Annotated in this window: 16 protein-coding genes; 9 read left to right on the top strand and 7 right to left on the bottom strand. The window is 66.2% G+C overall.

Annotated elements, in window-relative coordinates:
- Positions 1-24 precede the first annotated feature (24 nt).
- Together flgC and flgB are read right to left on the bottom strand one after the other, a co-directional pair.
- Positions 25-462 (bottom strand): flagellar basal body rod protein FlgC, encoded by a 438-nt coding sequence (gene flgC, locus G394_RS0102175; protein WP_028576246.1) that lies wholly within the window; start codon positions 460-462, stop codon positions 25-27.
- The gene (flgB, locus tag G394_RS0102170; RefSeq protein WP_028576245.1) at positions 462-872 is read right to left on the bottom strand and encodes a flagellar basal body rod protein FlgB; all 411 of its coding nucleotides are present in this window, start codon (positions 870-872) and stop codon (positions 462-464) included. The genes flgC and flgB overlap by 1 nt, the downstream gene beginning before the upstream one ends.
- A gap of 251 nt (positions 873-1,123) precedes the next feature.
- Between flgB and G394_RS0102165 the strand changes: the two genes are divergently transcribed.
- The 3 genes from G394_RS0102165 to hflX all read left to right on the top strand — a co-directional run bounded on the left by G394_RS0102165 (position 1,124) and on the right by hflX (position 4,061).
- Positions 1,124-1,681, top strand: a complete 558-nt coding sequence (locus tag G394_RS0102165) for a tetratricopeptide repeat protein (RefSeq protein ID WP_028576244.1) — start codon at positions 1,124-1,126, stop codon at positions 1,679-1,681.
- 123 nt (positions 1,682-1,804) lie between these two features.
- The gene (locus G394_RS0102160; protein WP_028576243.1) at positions 1,805-2,398 is read left to right on the top strand and encodes an IMP cyclohydrolase; all 594 of its coding nucleotides are present in this window, start codon (positions 1,805-1,807) and stop codon (positions 2,396-2,398) included.
- 202 nt (positions 2,399-2,600) lie between these two features.
- Entirely contained in the window at positions 2,601-4,061 is a 1,461-nt protein-coding gene (gene hflX, locus G394_RS17600; protein WP_245578243.1) for a GTPase HflX, read from the top strand.
- 254 nt (positions 4,062-4,315) lie between these two features.
- Here the strand turns inward: hflX and plsY are convergent, their stop codons facing one another.
- From plsY to G394_RS0102130, 5 genes are all read right to left on the bottom strand, one after another.
- Entirely contained in the window at positions 4,316-4,903 is a 588-nt protein-coding gene (gene plsY / locus G394_RS0102150; RefSeq protein WP_028576242.1) for a glycerol-3-phosphate 1-O-acyltransferase PlsY, read from the bottom strand.
- Between the two features lie 79 nt (positions 4,904-4,982).
- Entirely contained in the window at positions 4,983-7,025 is a 2,043-nt protein-coding gene (locus tag G394_RS0102145; RefSeq protein WP_028576241.1) for a ribonuclease catalytic domain-containing protein, read from the bottom strand.
- 69 nt (positions 7,026-7,094) lie between these two features.
- Positions 7,095-8,369, bottom strand: coding sequence for an IMP cyclohydrolase (locus tag G394_RS0102140; protein ID WP_028576240.1), 1,275 nt, complete (start codon positions 8,367-8,369; stop codon positions 7,095-7,097).
- Between the two features lie 125 nt (positions 8,370-8,494).
- The gene (locus G394_RS0102135; protein ID WP_028576239.1) at positions 8,495-8,971 is read right to left on the bottom strand and encodes an ecotin; all 477 of its coding nucleotides are present in this window, start codon (positions 8,969-8,971) and stop codon (positions 8,495-8,497) included.
- A 22-nt stretch (positions 8,972-8,993) separates the two neighbouring features.
- A complete protein-coding gene (locus G394_RS0102130; RefSeq protein ID WP_028576238.1) occupies positions 8,994-9,389 on the bottom strand; it encodes a DUF6982 domain-containing protein in 396 nt (131 codons plus the stop codon).
- 298 nt (positions 9,390-9,687) lie between these two features.
- On the opposite strand from G394_RS0102130, the gene G394_RS0102125 reads away from it, so the two are divergent.
- From G394_RS0102125 to pyk, 6 genes are all read left to right on the top strand, one after another.
- Positions 9,688-10,962, top strand: a complete 1,275-nt coding sequence (locus G394_RS0102125; protein WP_028576237.1) for an adenylosuccinate synthase — start codon at positions 9,688-9,690, stop codon at positions 10,960-10,962.
- 34 nt (positions 10,963-10,996) lie between these two features.
- Positions 10,997-11,839: a hypothetical protein gene (locus G394_RS0102120; protein ID WP_028576236.1), complete on the top strand. Its 843-nt coding sequence runs from the start codon at positions 10,997-10,999 to the stop codon at positions 11,837-11,839.
- A gap of 6 nt (positions 11,840-11,845) precedes the next feature.
- Positions 11,846-13,081, top strand: a complete 1,236-nt coding sequence (gene serB, locus G394_RS0102115) for a phosphoserine phosphatase SerB (RefSeq protein WP_028576235.1) — start codon at positions 11,846-11,848, stop codon at positions 13,079-13,081.
- A complete protein-coding gene (locus G394_RS0102110; protein WP_028576234.1) occupies positions 13,081-13,476 on the top strand; it encodes an FxsA family protein in 396 nt (131 codons plus the stop codon). The genes serB and G394_RS0102110 overlap by 1 nt, the downstream gene beginning before the upstream one ends.
- A gap of 121 nt (positions 13,477-13,597) precedes the next feature.
- On the top strand, positions 13,598-15,433 hold the full coding sequence (locus G394_RS0102105) for a UbiD family decarboxylase (protein WP_028576233.1): 1,836 nt from the start codon (positions 13,598-13,600) through the stop codon (positions 15,431-15,433).
- A gap of 31 nt (positions 15,434-15,464) precedes the next feature.
- Positions 15,465-16,886 carry a pyruvate kinase gene (gene pyk, locus G394_RS0102100; protein ID WP_028576232.1) on the top strand — a complete coding sequence of 474 codons (1,422 nt, stop codon included), beginning with the start codon at positions 15,465-15,467 and terminating at the stop codon, positions 16,884-16,886.
- Positions 16,887-16,953 lie beyond the last annotated feature (67 nt).

Here is a 16,953-nt window from a genome sequence, read left to right as displayed (position 1 = left end):
TCGTGCTATCCGTCAGTGTGTGGCCTAGCGGCCGATTTCCAGGGCCTTGGTGAACATGTTCTTGGACGTGGTGATGGTCGAGACGTTGGCCTCGTAGGCGCGCATGGCCTGGAGCATGTTGGTCATCTCCTCCACCACGTTGATGTCCGGGTAGCTGACGTAACCTTCCTCGTTGGCGTCAGGGTGTCCGGGCTCGTAGACCTGCTTCAGGGGCCTGCGGTCGTTCTGGATGGATTCGACCCGCACGCCCTTGACGTCCTGGTCCAGGGCCGCGTTCATGGCCTTGGAGAAGGGGCTGTCAACCTCGGTCTCCTTGAAGATGGCTTCCTTGCGGCGGTAGGGGCCGCCGCCCACGGTCCTGGTGGTCTTGGCGTTGGCCAGGTTCATGGAGATGACGTTCAAATGGGTGCGCTCGGCCTTGAGGGCGGACGCGCCGATGTCGATGGATGTCATGAAGTCCATTATTTGCCTCCATCCTGTATGATCTGCTTCATGCCGGCGAAATTCTTCTGCATGACCGTGGTCAGGGCGCTGTAGAGCAGGTTGTTCTTGGCCATGGCCGCCATTTCCGTGTCCAGGTCCACGTTGTCCACGCCCTGGATGACCCTGGGCGTCAGGGATTTGGTCACGCTGGCTTCGGTCTGTTCCGGCGAGAAGGGCGCCGGGAAATGGTCCGGATGCGTCCTGGCCATGGCCCCGCCCTCGGCCAGTCCCAGGGCGGCCTGCAGGTCCTTTTCGAACTCCAGGTGCCGCGCCTTGTAGCCGGGCGTATTGATGTTCGCCATGTTGGCGCTGACGATGTTTTGACGCTGGAGCTGGAAATCCATGACCTTGGCCGTCAGATCCAGGTGTTCAGGAAACAGGCTTTTCATCGGTAACCCCTTGTCATTCCGGCATGTGCTTGGCCGCGCAGCGGCGGAGCCGGGTCGTTGACGACGACGGTTTTGCAATGACCATTCCAGAAACGAGGAAGTCGGGATACGCGTGTTAATCCGGCATATTGGCAATGGAAATGGGGCGACGGGGCTCGGCGGCGATGGTGGTTCGCTCGGCTGGCATCAATGTTGCTTGGCGTCGGGTGGATGACAAAGCATACCCGATCTGACGACAAGGAGGAGGAACCATGAGTTCGCATCTGGATTACGAAATCAACAAGGAACTTGGCGAGTGCTATCTTTTCATGGGTGAGCTGGACAAGGCCGAAAGCTATTACCATAAGGCCGCGGGCAGCAACGGCGTCCACCCGGACCCGTATCTGGGTCTGGCGACCATCGCCGTGCAGCGCGGTGACCTGGACCAGGCCATGGCCATGTACCGCAAGGCCGACGGCATTTCGTCCTCGGACAAGTCCCTGGCCGGCATGGGCCTCATCTGCGTCCAGCAGGGCCGGCATGAGGAGGCCTTCGACCTGCACGGCCGCGCCCTGACGGCCAACCCCGAAAACCTCATCGCCCTTTTCGGGCTCGTCCAGACGGCCCACATGCTGGGCCGCACCGGCGAGGCCATCGCTCCCCTGGAGCACTACCTCGAACTCAACCCCGGCAAGAGCGAGGTGCGCTACGCTCTGGGCGGCTGCCTGACGACCTGCGGCCGGCCGGACGAGGCCAAGGCGCAGCTGGAACGCCTGCTGGAGATGGATCCCGCCTACGGACCGGCGGCCGAGCTCCTGGCCCAGCTCTAGAGCGGTTCCGGTTCCCCTCCGACGCGGTCGGGTCCCCGGGTTTCGGGGCCCGACCGCGCTGTTGCATATTGCGGTCAAAGCTGGCAGTGCACGGCGAACATTCTTTTCGTGAGGGGAAATACCATGAACATGCTGCCTATACGCCGGGCCATCCTGAGCGTCACAGATAAATCCGGACTCGATGACTTTGCGCGATTTCTCCAGGAGCAGGGCGTCGAGCTCGTCTCCACCGGCGGCACGCGCAAGAAGCTCGTCCAGGCCGGCCTCAAGGTCCGATCCGTCAGCGACGTGACGGGCTTCCCGGAAATCCTCGGCGGCCGCGTCAAGACCCTGCATCCGCACGTCCACGCCGGCATCCTGGCCGACAAGGACGATCCCGCCCACATGCGCACCCTCAAGGATCTGCGCCTGGCGCCCTTCGACCTCATCTGCGTCAATCTCTACAATTTCGCCGACGCCGTGCGCCAGACCCTGGAAGACAAGCAGGCCGTGGAACAGATCGACATCGGCGGCCCGACCATGCTGCGCGCCTCGGCCAAGAACTTCCACTCCGTGGCCGTCATCCCGGACCCTGCGTACTACGTCGAGTGCATGCAGGAGATGAAGGCCAACGGCGGCAGTCTCTCCCTAGAATTCCGCAAGCGCATGGCCGTGGCCACCTTCGCGCTGACGTCGCAGTACGACCGCATGATCACCGAGTACCTGAGCCGCCCCTAGGGGCGGCCCCGCCGGCCCGAACCGGCGACGGAGACACGCCATAGCTTCCAAACCCCTCGGCAACCTCACGGGCCTCAAGCCCAGCCAGACCGCGGCCATCTCGCGCCTCTACAACCGCCGTTTCCCCGACCAGGGCGGCTTCACCCCGGACCAGGCCCGCGAGCTGGCCATCCTGAGCCGCGGCGTCGGCCGCCAGCTGGGCGTGCTCATCAACCGCAAAGGCGTGCCGGTCATGGTCATCGTCGGCGAGCAGGACGGCATCCTCATCCCCGAGCTGTCCCGCCACCGCCAGGCCGAGTCGCGCCTGTCGGGCCTGCGCCTGCTGCACACCCACCTCGACTCCTCGCTCCTGACCCAGGAAGACCTCATGGACATGGCCTTCCTGCGCCTGGACGCGGTCTGCGTGCTGACCGTGAGCTCGGACGGCGCGCCGCGCACCTGCCAGTTCGCGCACCTGCTGCCGCCCAACGCCGACGAGTTGCCCTATCAGGTGCACCCGGCCATGATCTGGGACGAGGTGGATTTCGATTTCGGGGCCAGCGCCAAGGCCCTGGAGGACGAACTGGCCCGTACGGGCCAGACCGTGGCCTCTTCCGCGCGCGAGGGCGCGGCCATCCTGGTCAGCGTCGGCTCCCAGCCCAAGGGCGTGCAGGAGCGGTCCCTGGCCGAACTGGCCGAACTGGCGGCAACGGCCGGTTTGGAGGTGGTCGGCACGGTGGTGCAGCGCGTCAGTCAGGTCAACCCCAAGCTCATCCTGGGCCGGGGGAAGCTGGCCGAACTGGAAGTCCTGGCCCTGCAGAAAAACGCGGCCACCCTGGTCTTCGACCAGGAGCTGACCCCGACCCAGCAGCGCAACGTCAGCCAGATCACCGAGCGCAAGGTCCTGGACCGCACCCAGCTCATCCTCGACATCTTCGCCCAGCACGCCCAGACCCGCGAAGGCAAGCTGCAGGTGGAGATGGCGCAGCTCAAGTACATGATGCCGCGTCTGGTGGGCCAGAACCGCGCCCTGAGCCGCCTGACGGGTGGCATCGGCGGCCGCGGGCCGGGCGAGACGCGGCTTGAGATGGACCGCCGCAAGATCCGCGCCCGCATCGCCCAGATCAAGACCGAGCTCGGCAGCGTGCGCAAGCACCGCAAGGCCACGCGCAGCCGCCGCGACAAGGCCGGGCTGCCCGTGGTCTCCCTGGTGGGCTACACCAACGCGGGCAAGTCCACGCTCCTCAATACCCTGACCCAGAGCGACGTCCTGGCCGAGAACAAGCTCTTCGCCACCCTGGACCCCACCAGCCGCCGTCTGCGCTTCCCCGAGGACCGCGAGATCATCCTGACCGACACCGTGGGCTTCATCCGCCACCTGCCCGCCGACCTGCGCGAGGCCTTCATGGCCACCCTGGAGGAGCTGGAGGGCGCCGACGTGCTCGTGCACGTGGCCGATGCGTCGCACCCCGAGATGGAGGCCCAGCTCGAAGCCGTGGAATCCATCCTGCGCGACCTGTCCATCGATACCATCCCCCGCGTCCTGGCCCTGAACAAGGTCGACCGCATCTCCGAAGAGACCCGCGAGGCCCTGGCCTTCGTCCATCCCGACGCGGTCTTCATCTCCGCCATAGAGCGACCCTCCCTCGCCACCCTGGTCGAACGCGTCAAAGCGCTGCTGTGAACGCATTTGGGGCCGTGCCGCGAGGCCGGCCCGAAATGCATGGATTCCCGCCTTCGCGGGAATGACACATAAGCAGCGTCTGGATCAGACGTCGTGCCAGCATGATGACCGGGGCGTGCGCCCTGAAGCCCCGTCATTCCCGCGAAGGCGGGAATCCATCTTCCCTTCCGCAGCGTCACATTCCCCGGCACACAAAAGAAAAAGCGCGGAAACCCCGAGGTTTCCGCGCTTTGGCGTCGATACGAAAAAACCGGTTATTCCTTCTTCTTCCACGGGTGCTCCGTGCCGACCATGAGGCGCTGGATGTTCGCCGAGTGCTTCCAGAAGATGAGGGCCATGAGGACCAGGGCCATGGGGATGGCGCCGAAGAGGCCCTGGAAGAGCAGGACCACGGGCATCAGCGCCACCATGACCAGGGAGGCCAGGGACACGAAGTTGTAGAAGTACAGGGCCGCCAGGAAGGCCAGTCCGCAGATGATCACCGCCCAGGGCGAGATGGCCAGGAAGGCGCCGACCCACGTGGCCACGCCCTTGCCGCCCTTGCCGTGCAGGAAGACCGAGAACATGTGGCCGCAGACCGCGGCCGTGGCGACCAGGGTCAGGAAGAAGTACGAATCCGAGAAGCTCGTGGCCAGCAGCACGGGGATGAACCCCTTGAGCACGTCCAGGGCCAAGGTCATGGCCCCGTATTTCGTGCCGCACAGGCGGCCGACATTGGTGGCGCCGATGTTGCCGCTGCCCTCTTCGCGAGGGTCGATGCCGCAGCAGGTGCGGGAAATCAGAAGGCCGAAGGGCATGGCTCCCAGAAGGTAGCTGATCGCGAGCCAGAATATTGTCACCATGTGCGCTCTCCTTGGTCTTTGGATTTTGGGGATGTCATGTGCCGCATTTCACTACGGCAAAACCGGTGGCCGGACAAGTTCATTCCTCTTCCCAGGCCTCGACGGTCCTGATCTCGTTGTTCAGGGGGTCGACCTTGCCGATGCGGATGGAAAAGCGTTGCCCCAGCCGTATCTTGTCGCCGAAGATCTTGCGCGGGGCCTTGAGGAAGAGCTGCAGCTCCGGCAGGGAGATGGTCACCAGCACGGACCCCGGGTCCACGATGAGACCCGACCAGCGCATCTTCTTGAAATTCTGCCGGAAGTACTCGTACTTCCAGTATCTCGGACGCATGCGCTGGACCTGGCCGACCAGTTCCGCGCGGCTGGAGAGGACCGGCAGCAGGCTCTCCAGTTCGGACTGGCTCAGGAGCCGTCCGCGGCCTGTGAGCCGGGCCACTATCTGGGCCATGTTGATGAAGTCCGAGTAGCGGCGCAGGGGCGAGGTCACTGGCGCGTAGGCCTTGGCCCCGATGGTGGCGTGGCGCCGCGGCTCGCACTCCAGGATGGAGGGGCCCATGTTGTTGATGATGCGGTAGATGTCCGTGGGCTCGCTCCACACGCCGGCGCTCTCGGCGGGCAGGGTGATGTTCTGGGTGCGGTAGAGCAGGGCCGTGCCCGTCTCCAGGCCCCAGGAGCCCATGGCCTTGTTGGCCAGGATCATGAATTCCGAAACGATGGTCTGGGCTTCGGGCGTTGACGGACTCTGCACGATCCCGACCTGCGGGTTGGCAGGGTCGCCGTCGAGCACGACCCGCGGGTCGGGCTGGTCCATGATCACGGCGTGTTCGCAGATGCGCGCCTGGCGCAGCAGGTGGGCCAGGTCACGGGCGTCGCGGAGCATGTCGGACGCGCCCTCGGCGATGTCCGTTTCCACGCCGGTGTAGGTCAGATTGGCCGCGACTCGCACCCAGGCGACTTCGGGCGCGAAGCCCCGCAGGTCGCCCTCGGGGTCGAGGTCGAAGGTGATGACCAGGGCCGGCAGGTCCTGGCCGGCGTTGAGGCTGAAGAAGCGGGTCCCCAGTTCCTCGGGCAGCATGTGGCTCGTGCCCTCGGGCAGGTAGAGGGAGCTGAAGCGGTGCTGCACGGCGCGGTCCAGGGGGCTGCCGAACTCCCATTCCAGGCAGGGGCAGGCCAGGGCCAGACGCAGGCGGAAGCCGTTTTCGTCGCGCGTGAGTTCAAAGCCGTCGTCGATGTCCTGGGTCGTGGCCGAGTCGATGGTCACGATCTCGGCCATGGGCTCCTGGCGCCCCTGCAGGACGCGTTCCTTCTGGGCCTCCACGGCCCCGGCGAAGGGTTCCGCCCAACCGGGGTCCCAATCGTACTGCGCGCGGCAGAGATGAAAATTGAAGTGGGCCGGCACGATGCCCCAGGCCTGTGCCAGGAACAGGGCCAGATGGGGCTCCTCGGGCAGGCCCTGGGTCATGGTCTTCCACAGGGCGTCCGAGTCCCGGTCGTCGGGGTTGCACAGGCGGGTCATGAGCAGGTCGCGGATGCGCGCGGTCTGCTCCTCGTCGGGCTCGGGCAGGGCGCTGCGACGCTTGCAGAAGGCGTCCCACAGCCCCTTGAGAAAAACCTGGCCGAAGCCCACCAGGCGTTCGCGCTCCTGGGCCTTGCGCAACTCCTCCTGACGGCGCTCCACGGTCTCCTGCGGGTAGATTTCGAAGGCCGGCGGCGAGAACTTGAAATGGGTCTTGGTCTGCAGGAGCTTGCGCCCCAGGGCCGCAAGCTGGTCGGGGTTCGGGTCTTCGAACACCAGGCTCGCGAACCAGCCGATCTCCGCCTCGTCGACCTCGCCCTGTGCCAGGTCCCAGATCTCCAGGGCGTCCACGGCCTCGGCCAGGCGCTCCCGGCGGCCGTTGTGGGTGCGCAGGAGGTCGAGCATGTCCTGGCGGCTGGAGCCGGCCGCGCACTGCGGCCCGGTCCACGGCAGGGCGCGCGAAACCGGGAGTTTGAGTTCCCGCTGCCCGGCCGTGAAGACCCGCAGGCGCGGGCCCTGCACGTCGAGGACCCAGGCCGTGACGGGCTGGTTGTCCTGCAGGAACTCCATGATGCAGCCCGGCTGCAGGGTGGGGGAGGTGGACATGTGAGACCTTATGCGCGTCGCGCGCGGGCCGGCCGGAGCCGGCCCGTAAAGGCGGCCCGGAGGCCGGGTTTAGTGTTTGAAGGAGCGCTGGCCCGTGAAGACCATGGCCACCTGCGGGGTGGCCTCGTTCACGGCCTGGATGATCTCCCAGTCGCGGATTGACCCGCCGGGCTGGGCGATGGCCGTCACGCCCTGGGCGATGGCCAGGTCCACGCCGTCGCGGAAGGGGAAGAAGCCGTCCGAGACCAGGACCGTGCCGGGCAGGCCGCCCTTGTCCGCCTCGGTCTTGGCCAGGATGTCCTGCAGCGATGCGTCAAGGGCCTCGTCGTCCCTGGCCTTCATCTTGAGCTCGTACAGAGACAGGTTGTGGCGCACGAAGGCCAGCCGGTCGGCGTACTTTGTGTAGGCCTTCTGGATGGTCAGCTCCACGCAGCCCACGCGGTCCTGTTCGCCCGTGCCGATGGACACCGTGGCCCCGTCGCGGGCGAAGATGATGGAGTTGGAGGTCACGCCGGCCTCCACGGCCCAGGCGAAGAGCAGGTCGTCGGCCTCGGCCGGCGTGGGCTTGCGGGCGATGTACGTGGTGCCATCCTTGACCGTCTCGGCCGGCAGGAAGTCTTCCTCGGCCAGGATGCGGTTGCGGAACGAGGCCTGCACGATGAGGCCGCCGTCGACCAAAGACTTGATGTCCAGGAAGGGCGTGCCCACGATCTTCTCCAGTTCGGCCAGGGCCGGGATGCGGATGATGCGCAGGTTCTTCTTGGTCGTCAGCACCTCCAGGGCGTCGGCGTCGAAGGCCGGGGCCGCGATGACCTCGAAGTAGCTCGAGTTGATGAACTCGGCGCAGGCCTTGTCCAGGGTGCGGTTGACGACGATGGTCCCGCCGAAGGCCGCGATGCGGTCCGAGGCGAAGGCGCGGCTCAGGGCCGTGAGCAGGCCCTCGGCCGCCCAGGCCGCGCCGCAGGGGTTGTTGTGCTTGAGGATGATGGCCGCGGGCTTGGCCGTGAGGTACTGCAGCATGTTGATGCCGTTGTCCACGTCCGTCAGGTTGATCTTGCCCGGGTGCTTGCCCGACTGGATCAGGTTCTCCTCGGTCAGGGCCGAGACGAGCTTGTGCTGCCCCTGCTGGAAGGCCACGCCGTCCATGGCGAAGGAGCTCTCGGCCACCTCGTAGAGGGCCGCGGGCTGGTCCGGGTTCTCGCCGTAGCGCAGGCCCTTCTGTTCGCCGCCGATGTTCCAGGTCTTCTTGGCGTAGCGGATGGTCTGGTCGCCGATGGTCAGGGTCAGGTCGGCGGGAAAGGAGTCCCTGTTCAGGGTATGGTACATCTTCTTGAGATCGCTCATCAAAGTTCTCCGGAAAAATGGATTGTCGTATCGCCCCGGCCGGTCATGCCGCGCGAATCCACGTGCCCCTAGCACAGGCCCGCCTGGACGGCAAATCCTGTGCCAGGGCGTCAAACGAGAGGGAATCAGCCCTGCGGCATGGCCTGCGCCCGGGCGTCGGCGCGCCAGACCCGCCAGCGCACCTCCACGCCCGCCGGAGCATAGACCACCACGGGCAGGCGGCTGTTGTAGCGGATCAGGTACGGTTCCCCGGCCAGGGCGATGAACCGTTCGACCTTGGGCGCGGCCGGGTCCACGGCCATGCGGGTGCCCGCCATGGGTCCCAGGGTGGGCAGAATGTAGCGCGTGTACCCCCAGCCGGGAATCGTCTCCGCCGCGATCTCGCCGCCGAAGAAATACCTGTTGGCCGCGTCCGTCAGGACCGCCTTGCCGAGGATCAGTTCGACCTTGAGCCGGACTTCGTCGGCTTCGGCCGGAAGCCGCAGGACATGACGCGTCATGCCCTTGTCGACCGCCGGGAAGGCCTGCATGTCGTCCTGGGCCCACAGGGGGGAGGCGCCCAGGAGGATGGCCATCAGGATCGGGAGAAATGTTCCGCGCATGGGGTGTCCGGGCCGCAGCCGTTCAGATGAAGGTGACTTCGCGCGTATGCGCCGTGACGACGTAGCAGCGCTCGGTGTTCGCGGCGGCGTCGGCCGGCACGATGAAAAATCCCGGTCTGCCGGGCTGGTAGCCCGTGGTGGTGCCGACCAGGATCTCGCCGTCAGCGAAGACCACCTTGAGCTTGCGGCCCGGAGCGGGCTTCGTCGAGTCGAAGTCGTTGGCCAGGACATGTTTGGGGTCACCGGAAAAATCGCGGACGAAAAAGAGGGCCTTCAGCTCCTTGAGGCTGACCTCCACCAGGCGCGTTGCGCCGTTTTCCGTGACGCTGACGTGAAAAAGGTCCTTCGTGGGAAAAAAGTCCACCGTCGTGCCTTTGACCATGCGGCCGTCTGCATATCGCGCCACGATTTTGTTCATTGGTGCTCCTGCGATCCGGTACGCCCGTTTCGGCTGGGTCGCGAACGGGGAACGGCGTCATGCGGGGCGCTGCCGGGATGCTTGAGGTTGGTGTGACAGATTGTCCTGAGATTCATCATTGGCTGAAGATATTGCATGTGTACGCATACGGCAATGTTTTTGCCGCTCGTTTCCCCTCGTTGCCGGATGTGAAAATCGGATCCGACATAATTTGACTTCAGGGCCCGCGCCCCGTAAAGAAGGGAGCCATTTGCCATTGCGCTGACGGCCAATATATCAAGACGAGGAGATCGGATTCATGGCGAATATCGTAGTCATGGGCGCCCAGTGGGGCGATGAGGGAAAGGGCAAGATCGTTGATCTGCTGACCACGGACGTGGCCGCCATCGTGCGTTTTCAGGGCGGCAACAACGCCGGGCATACCCTGGTCGTGAGCGGGAAGCAGACCATCCTGCACCTCATCCCCTCCGGCATCCTGCATCCCGGCAAGAAGTGCCTCATCGGCAACGGCGTGGTGCTGGACCCCTTCGTGTTCTGTCAGGAGATGGACAAGCTCGCCGCCTCGGGCATCGACGTCAGCCCCGCGCGGCTCATGATCAGCAAGAAGACCCAGCTCATCATGCAGTATCACCGCGCCATCGACGGGGCGCGTGAAAATTTCAAGAGCGGTTCCGACAAGATCGGCACCACGGGCCGCGGCATCGGTCCCTGCTACGAGGACAAGGTCGCCCGCATCGGCATCCGCGCCGCGGACCTGGCCGACGAGGTCCTGTTGCGCCACAAGATCGAAAAGGCCCTGGTGGAGAAGAACGCCCTCCTGGCGGGTCTTTACGGCCAGGAGCCCCTTTCGGCCGAGCAGATCTTCACCGACCTGCTGCCCGTGGCCCGGCGTCTCGTGCCCTACCTGGGCGACGTGTCCTCGGCCATCCAGGAGCTCTCGGCCCAGGGCATCCTCTTCGAGGGCGCCCAGGGCACGCACCTGGACATCGACCACGGCACCTACCCCTTCGTGACCTCGTCCAACACCGTGTCCGGCAACGCTTCGGCCGGCTCCGGCTGCTCGCCGCGCATGCTCGACCGCATCGTGGCCATCGTCAAGGCCTACACCACCCGTGTCGGCGCGGGCCCCTTCCCCACGGAGCTGTCCGATGGCCCCGGCGCGTACATGCAGGAGAAGGGCGCGGAGTTCGGCGCCACCACGGGCCGCAAGCGCCGCTGCGGCTGGCTGGACCTCGTGGTCCTGCGCGAGTCCCAGCGCCTCAACGGCCCCACGGAGATCGCCCTGACCAAGCTCGACGTCCTGGGCGGCCTGGATGAGCTCAAGCTCTGCACCGCCTACCGCTACAAGGGGCAGGAGGTGGCTTACCCACCCCAGGAAGAGAACGGCATGGCCTACGTGGAGCCGATCTACGAGAGCATGCCCGGCTGGAGCGAGGACATTTCCGGCTGCCGCAACTACGCGGAGCTGCCAAAGGCCACGCGCGACTATATCGAGCGTATCGAGGCTGTTCTCGGGATCCCCGTGTCCATCGTCTCGGTGGGTCCGGACCGCGACCAAACCATTCTCAGATAAACCCGGGGGAGGTCCGCCTCCCCCTTTTTTTCCCATGTCCGCACCCTGGCAGCACGCCCTCACCACCCAGCCCCGCATCGCGGGCTTCCTGGACCGGCTGGCCGGCAACCCGCCCCGTTCCTTGCTCCTCGAAGGAGGGACAGTCGAGGAACGCCTGGCCCTGGCCCGCTTCTGGGCCGCGCGCCTCATGTGCCGCGAAACCTCCCCTCCGTGCGGACAGTGCCGCATCTGCCAGCAGGTCGCCGAGGACGCCAGCCGCGACCTTTTCCTGCTGAACGGCGCCCAGGGCGCCATTACCATCGACACCGTGCGCGAAGTGCGCGCCGTGCTGGGCGACCCGCCCGCCGGGCGCGGGCCGCGCGTCATCATCCTGGCCGAGGCCCAGGCCCTGGGCGACGGTGCGGCCAACGCGCTGCTCAAGTCCCTCGAAGAGCCCATGCCCGGCAACGTTTTCGTTCTCCTGGCCCCCAGCCGCGAGATTCTGCTGCCGACCCTTGTCTCCCGCAGCTTCGTGCTGACCCTGGGCTGGCCGCGCGGCGACCGTGAAAATTCGGAACTGCGCGAGTGGCTGCAGGCCCTGGCCGAGTTCATCCAGTCCGGCCGCGGCCCCTGGCTCGAATGGACGGGTCGCAAGGGCAACGTGGACGCGCACCTGGCCGACGGCGTCCTGCGGGAGGTGCAGCGCTGTCTGGTCCAGGCCGGCTACGGCAACCCCGAAACCGCCCTGGCCCGGCTGCTGGCCTCCCGCCTGGACGTGGTCGCCGTGCGCCAGGTCGGCGTCGTCGTCGAAAACGCCCTGGAAAGCCTGGAAGTCGGCGCCAACCCTGCCGTCGTGCTGGAATGGGCCGCCATCCGCATGTGGAACCTTCTGCACTAGAGAGCTATGCGCGAAATCATCCTCATCCAGATCTCCGGCACGGACCGGGACGGCCTCTTGGCCGGCATCATGGGACAGCTGGCCGCCTCGGGCGTGACCGTCCTCGACATCAGCCAGTCCGTCATCCACGACGACCTCTCCCTGGGCGTGCTCATCGAGGTGCCCCGCGAGAGCGAATCCTCGCCGATCCTCAAGGACCTCCTGTTCTGGGCCCACAACCAGGGCCTCAACCTCAAGTTCACGCCCGTCACCGAGGACGACTACGAACGCTGGGTCGGCATGCAGGGCCGCAAGCGCCACATCGTGACCGTGCTCGGCCGGACCATCACCGCCGCCAACCTCGCGGCCATGGCCGAGGTCATCACCGGCAACGGCCTGAGCATCGACTGCATCACGCGCCTCTCGGGACGCCGCTCCCTGGCCGTGCCCCCGGCCATGCCGCGCTCCTGCCTCGAATTTTCCGTGCGCGGCACGCCCGCGGACATCTCGGCCATGCGCGCCGCCTTCCTGGACCTGTCCCGCGAGCAGGGCATCGACATCGGCTTCCAGGAGGACAACGCCTTCCGCCGAATCCGCCGTCTGGTCTGCTTCGACATGGACTCGACGCTCATCCAGGCCGAGGTCATCGACGAGCTGGCCAAACGCGCCGGCGCCGGCGAACAGGTCGCGGCCATCACCGAGGCCGCCATGCGCGGCGAGTTGGACTTCTCCCAGAGCCTGCGCAAGCGCGTGAGCCTTCTCGAAGGCCTGGCAGAATCCGTGCTGCAGGACGTCGCCGCCACCCTGCCCATGACCGAAGGGGCCGAGCGCCTCATCCGCACCCTGAAGAGCCTCGGCTACACCATCGCCATCCTCTCGGGCGGGTTCACCTACTTCGGCCGCCGCCTGCAGGAGCGCCTGGGCATCGACTACGTCCACGCCAACGAGCTCGAAATTCGCGACGGCAAACTGACCGGCGGCCTGGTCGGCGACATCGTCGACGGCCCCGGCAAGGCGCGCCTCCTGAAGGAAATCGCGGCCAAGGAACACATCTCCCTGTCCCAGGTCATCGCCGTGGGCGACGGCGCCAACGACCTGCCCATGCTCGACGTGGCGGGTCTGGGCATCGCCTTCCACGCCAAGCCCGTGGTCCGGCAGGGCGCGGGCCAGGCCATCTCCAACGTGGGCCTCGACGGCGTTCTCTACTTCCTGGGCCTGCGCGACCGCGAAACCATGGACCAGCTGGCCGGCAGGGAGGCCTGATGTTCGGCAAGCTCTTCCTTCTCTTCGCCGTCATCCCCGTGGCCGAAATCTACGTCCTCGTCTCCGTGGGCGGCGTCATCGGTGTCCTGCCTACCGTCGCCCTGGTCCTGCTGACGGCCCTGGCCGGCGCGCACCTGGCGCGCATGCAGGGCCTGGCCGTCATGATGCGCATCCGCGAGAACCTCGCCCAGGGCTTCATGCCCGCCGAGGAACTCCTCGACGGCCTGCTCATCTTCCTGGCCGGCATGACGCTCCTGACCCCGGGCTTCCTAACCGACATCATGGGCCTGCTGATTCTCCTGCCCGCCACCCGCAACATCTTCAAACGCTGGCTGCGCAAGAAATTCGACGAATGGCGCCAAAACCCCAACGTGCACATAACCTTCTACAGGTAAGGCATGCCTCCGGCGGGCAGGGGGCGCGCCCCCTGCACCCCGAACAGGTTTTGATCGTGCCCGTCCGTGTCCGTCCATATCGTCCATACAGTCCACCAAGCCCAGTTCGGGAGCCCGCCCCATGATCTACCGCAACCTCAAGTCCTGCCTCGATGATCTCGAGCGCTCCAAACAGCTCGTCCGCATCGACACCCCCGTCGACCCCCATCTCGAAGTCGGCGCCATCCAGCGCCGCGTCTTCAAGGCCGGCGGGCCGGCGCTTCTGTTCACGAACGTCAAGGGGACGTCCTTCCCCATGGCCGCGAACATTTTCGGCACCCTGGAGCGGACGAGGTTCATCTTCCGCTCCACGCTGCGCCGCGTCGAGGCCATGCTCTCGGCCAAGGCCGACCCTGCGGCCGTCATGAAGAAGCCGTGGCTGTGGCCAGGCCTGGCCCTGGGCGGCTGGCACACCATGCCCAAAAGCGTGAAGACGGGGCCGGTCATGGCCCGCACCACGTCCGTCTCGAAGCTGCCGCAGCTCGTGTCCTGGCCCATGGATGGCGGGGCCTACGTCACGCTCCCGCTGGTCTACACCGAGAGTCCGTCCAAGCCCGGCTTCATGGGCTCGAACCTCGGCATGTACCGCATCCAGCTCTCGGGCAACGACTTCGAGCAGGACAGGGAAGTGGGGCTGCACTACCAGATCCACCGTGGCATCGGCTACCACCACGCCGAGGCCATCGCCCGCGGACAGAAGCTGCCGGTGAACGTCTTCGTCGGCGGGCCGCCGGCCATGACCCTGGCCGCCATCATGCCCCTGCCCGAGGGCATCGCCGAAATCCTCTTCGCCGGCGCCCTCGGCGGGCACCGCATCCCCATGGTCACGGGCCGCGGCCGCCTGCCCGTCCTGGCCGAGGCGGACTTCTGCATCCGCGGCCACATCGACCCCACGGCCCAGAAGCCCGAGGGGCCCTTCGGTGACCACCTCGGCTACTACAGCCTGGTCCACGACTTTCCCGTCATGCGCGTCGAGGAGGTCCTGCACCGCGAGGACGCCGTCTGGCCCTTCACCACCGTGGGCCGGCCGCCCCAGGAGGACACCATGTTCGGGGCCTTCATCCACGAACTGACGGCCGAACTGGTCCCCCAGGTCTTCGGCGGCGTGCACGAGGTCCACGCCGTGGACGCCGCAGGCGTGCACCCGCTCCTGCTGGCCGTGGGCAGTGAGCGCTACGTGCCCTACGCCGGCGAGCGCCAGCCCCAGGAGCTCATCACCAACGGCCTATCGCTCCTCGGCACGACCCAGACCTCCCTGTCCAAGTACGTCATCATCGCCGCCCGCGAGGACGAGCCGTCCCTGTCCTGCCACCACGTGCCCGAATTCTTCCGTCACGTGCTGGAACGCCTGGACCTCTCGCGGGACCTGCACTTCATCACCCGCACGACCATGGACACCCTGGACTACTCCGGCATCAGCCTGAACCAGGGCTCCAAGGTCCTGTGGACCGCCGCCGGCGGCCCCAAGCGCAGCCTGGTCACGAGCGTCCCGGCCTTGAACCTGCCCGAAGGCTTTCACGGCCCCCGCGTCTTCGCTCCTGGCATCCTGGTCCTCTCGGGCCCGGCCCACGGTCAGCCCCGCGACACCCACGACCCGGCCATGGAAGAACTGGCCGGGGCGCTGACCGCCCAGGGGGGGCTTGAGGGCTTCCCCCTCATTGTCGTGGCTGACGACGCGGATTTCACGGCCGCGAACTGGGACAACTTTCTCTGGGTGGCCTTCACCCGCTCGGACCCGGCCACGGACACCTACGGCGTGAACGGCTTCACTCGCTGCAAGCACTGGGGCTGTTCGTCCATGGTCGTCGACGCGCGTCTCAAGACCTACCACGCGCCGCCGCTGGCGGACGTTACGGAAATCGAGAAAAAGGTGGACGCCCTTGCCCTGCCCGGCGGACCCCTGTATGGAATCCTCTAGTCATCCAACACACAGAACTGAGGATATGCTTATGCGCACGAAAATAGTGGCCACGCTGGGCCCGGCCTCCATGGACCAGAACGTCATGAAGGAGATGGTGGAGCTCGGCGTGCGGGTCTTCCGCCTCAATTTCTCCCACGCCGACGCGGCCTATTTCGGCCCGGTCATCCAGAAGATCCGCGAGGTCGAAAAGCAGACAGGCATCCGCCTGACCGTCATGGGCGACCTCTGCGGCCCCAAGATCCGCATCGGCGAGGTCAAGGGCTCGCCCCTGCAGATCCGCAAGGGCGCCTACGTCTGCCTGGGCACGCCTGACATGGAGGACAGGAACGAAAGCGACATCTTCATCAGCCTCGACGTGCCCGAACTCCTCGAAGGCCTGGCCGAAGGCATGCCCGTGTCCCTGTCCGACGGCATGCTGCAGTTCACCGTGGTCAAGGTCATCGTGCCCGACCGGCTGGTCATGATGGAGGCCCTGAACGGCGGCATCCTGACCTCCAACAAGGGCATCGCCTTCCCCGGCAAGACCCTCAAGGTCGCGGCCATGACCGACAAGGATCGCCGCGACCTGCACCAGGGACTCGACATCGGCATCGACGCCGTGGCCCTGTCCTTCGTGCAGAGCAAGGACGACATCGAGGACATCAAGACCGAGATCGCCCGCCACGGCACCTGGATTCCCGTCGTGGCCAAGGTCGAGCGCAAGAACGCCGTGGAGAAGCTCGACTCCATCCTCGAGGTCGCCGACGCCATCATGGTCGCCCGCGGCGACCTGGGCCTGGAATGCAGCCCGGCCGAACTGCCCATCATCCAGAAAAAGATCCTGCGCTCCTGCCGCCACGCCCAGAAGCCGGCCATCGTCGCCACCCAGATGCTCCTGTCCATGGTCAAGAACCCCATCCCCACGCGGGCCGAGTCTACGGACGTGGCCAACGCCATGCTCGACGGCGCCGACTGCGTCATGCTCTCCGAAGAGACCGCCATCGGCAGCTACCCCGTGGAGGCCGTGCGCTTCATCAACGAGATCGCCCAGTACGCCGAACCCTACTACCTGGAACGCATCGGCGGCCCCTTCATGCCTAAGGCCGAGAAGAACCCGCCAAAATTCCTGGCCTACTCGGCCTGCCTCATGGCCGACAACGCCGACAGCGCCGCCCTGGTCTGCCACTCGACCACCGGCGCCACGGCCCGCTACATCAGCTCGCGACGCCCGGCCCAGCCCATCTACGCCATGACCACCGACGCGCGCATCCTGCGCTGGATGAACTTCTTCTGGAGCATCAACCCCGTCGAAAGCCCCCTGGAACCGCGCAGCCACCAGAAACGCGCCGAGAAATTCGTCCAGGAATACGCAGGCTTCAAGCCCGGCGAAAACGTCATCATCGCCAGCGGCCAGGCCACCCCGGGCATGGGGACCGTCATGACCAACGAGATCAAGGTGTATTATAAGTAGTAGAAGATGCCTCCGGCGGGCAGGGGACTCGTCCCCTGCACCCCTTGCATGGGGTATGGAACTTCAA

Source organism: Desulfomicrobium escambiense DSM 10707, assembly GCF_000428825.1.
Classification (GTDB): Bacteria; Desulfobacterota; Desulfovibrionia; order Desulfovibrionales; family Desulfomicrobiaceae; genus Desulfomicrobium; species Desulfomicrobium escambiense.
The sequence above is the reverse complement of the archived record's forward strand: the minus strand, read 5'-3'. Positions and strand labels throughout refer to the sequence as shown.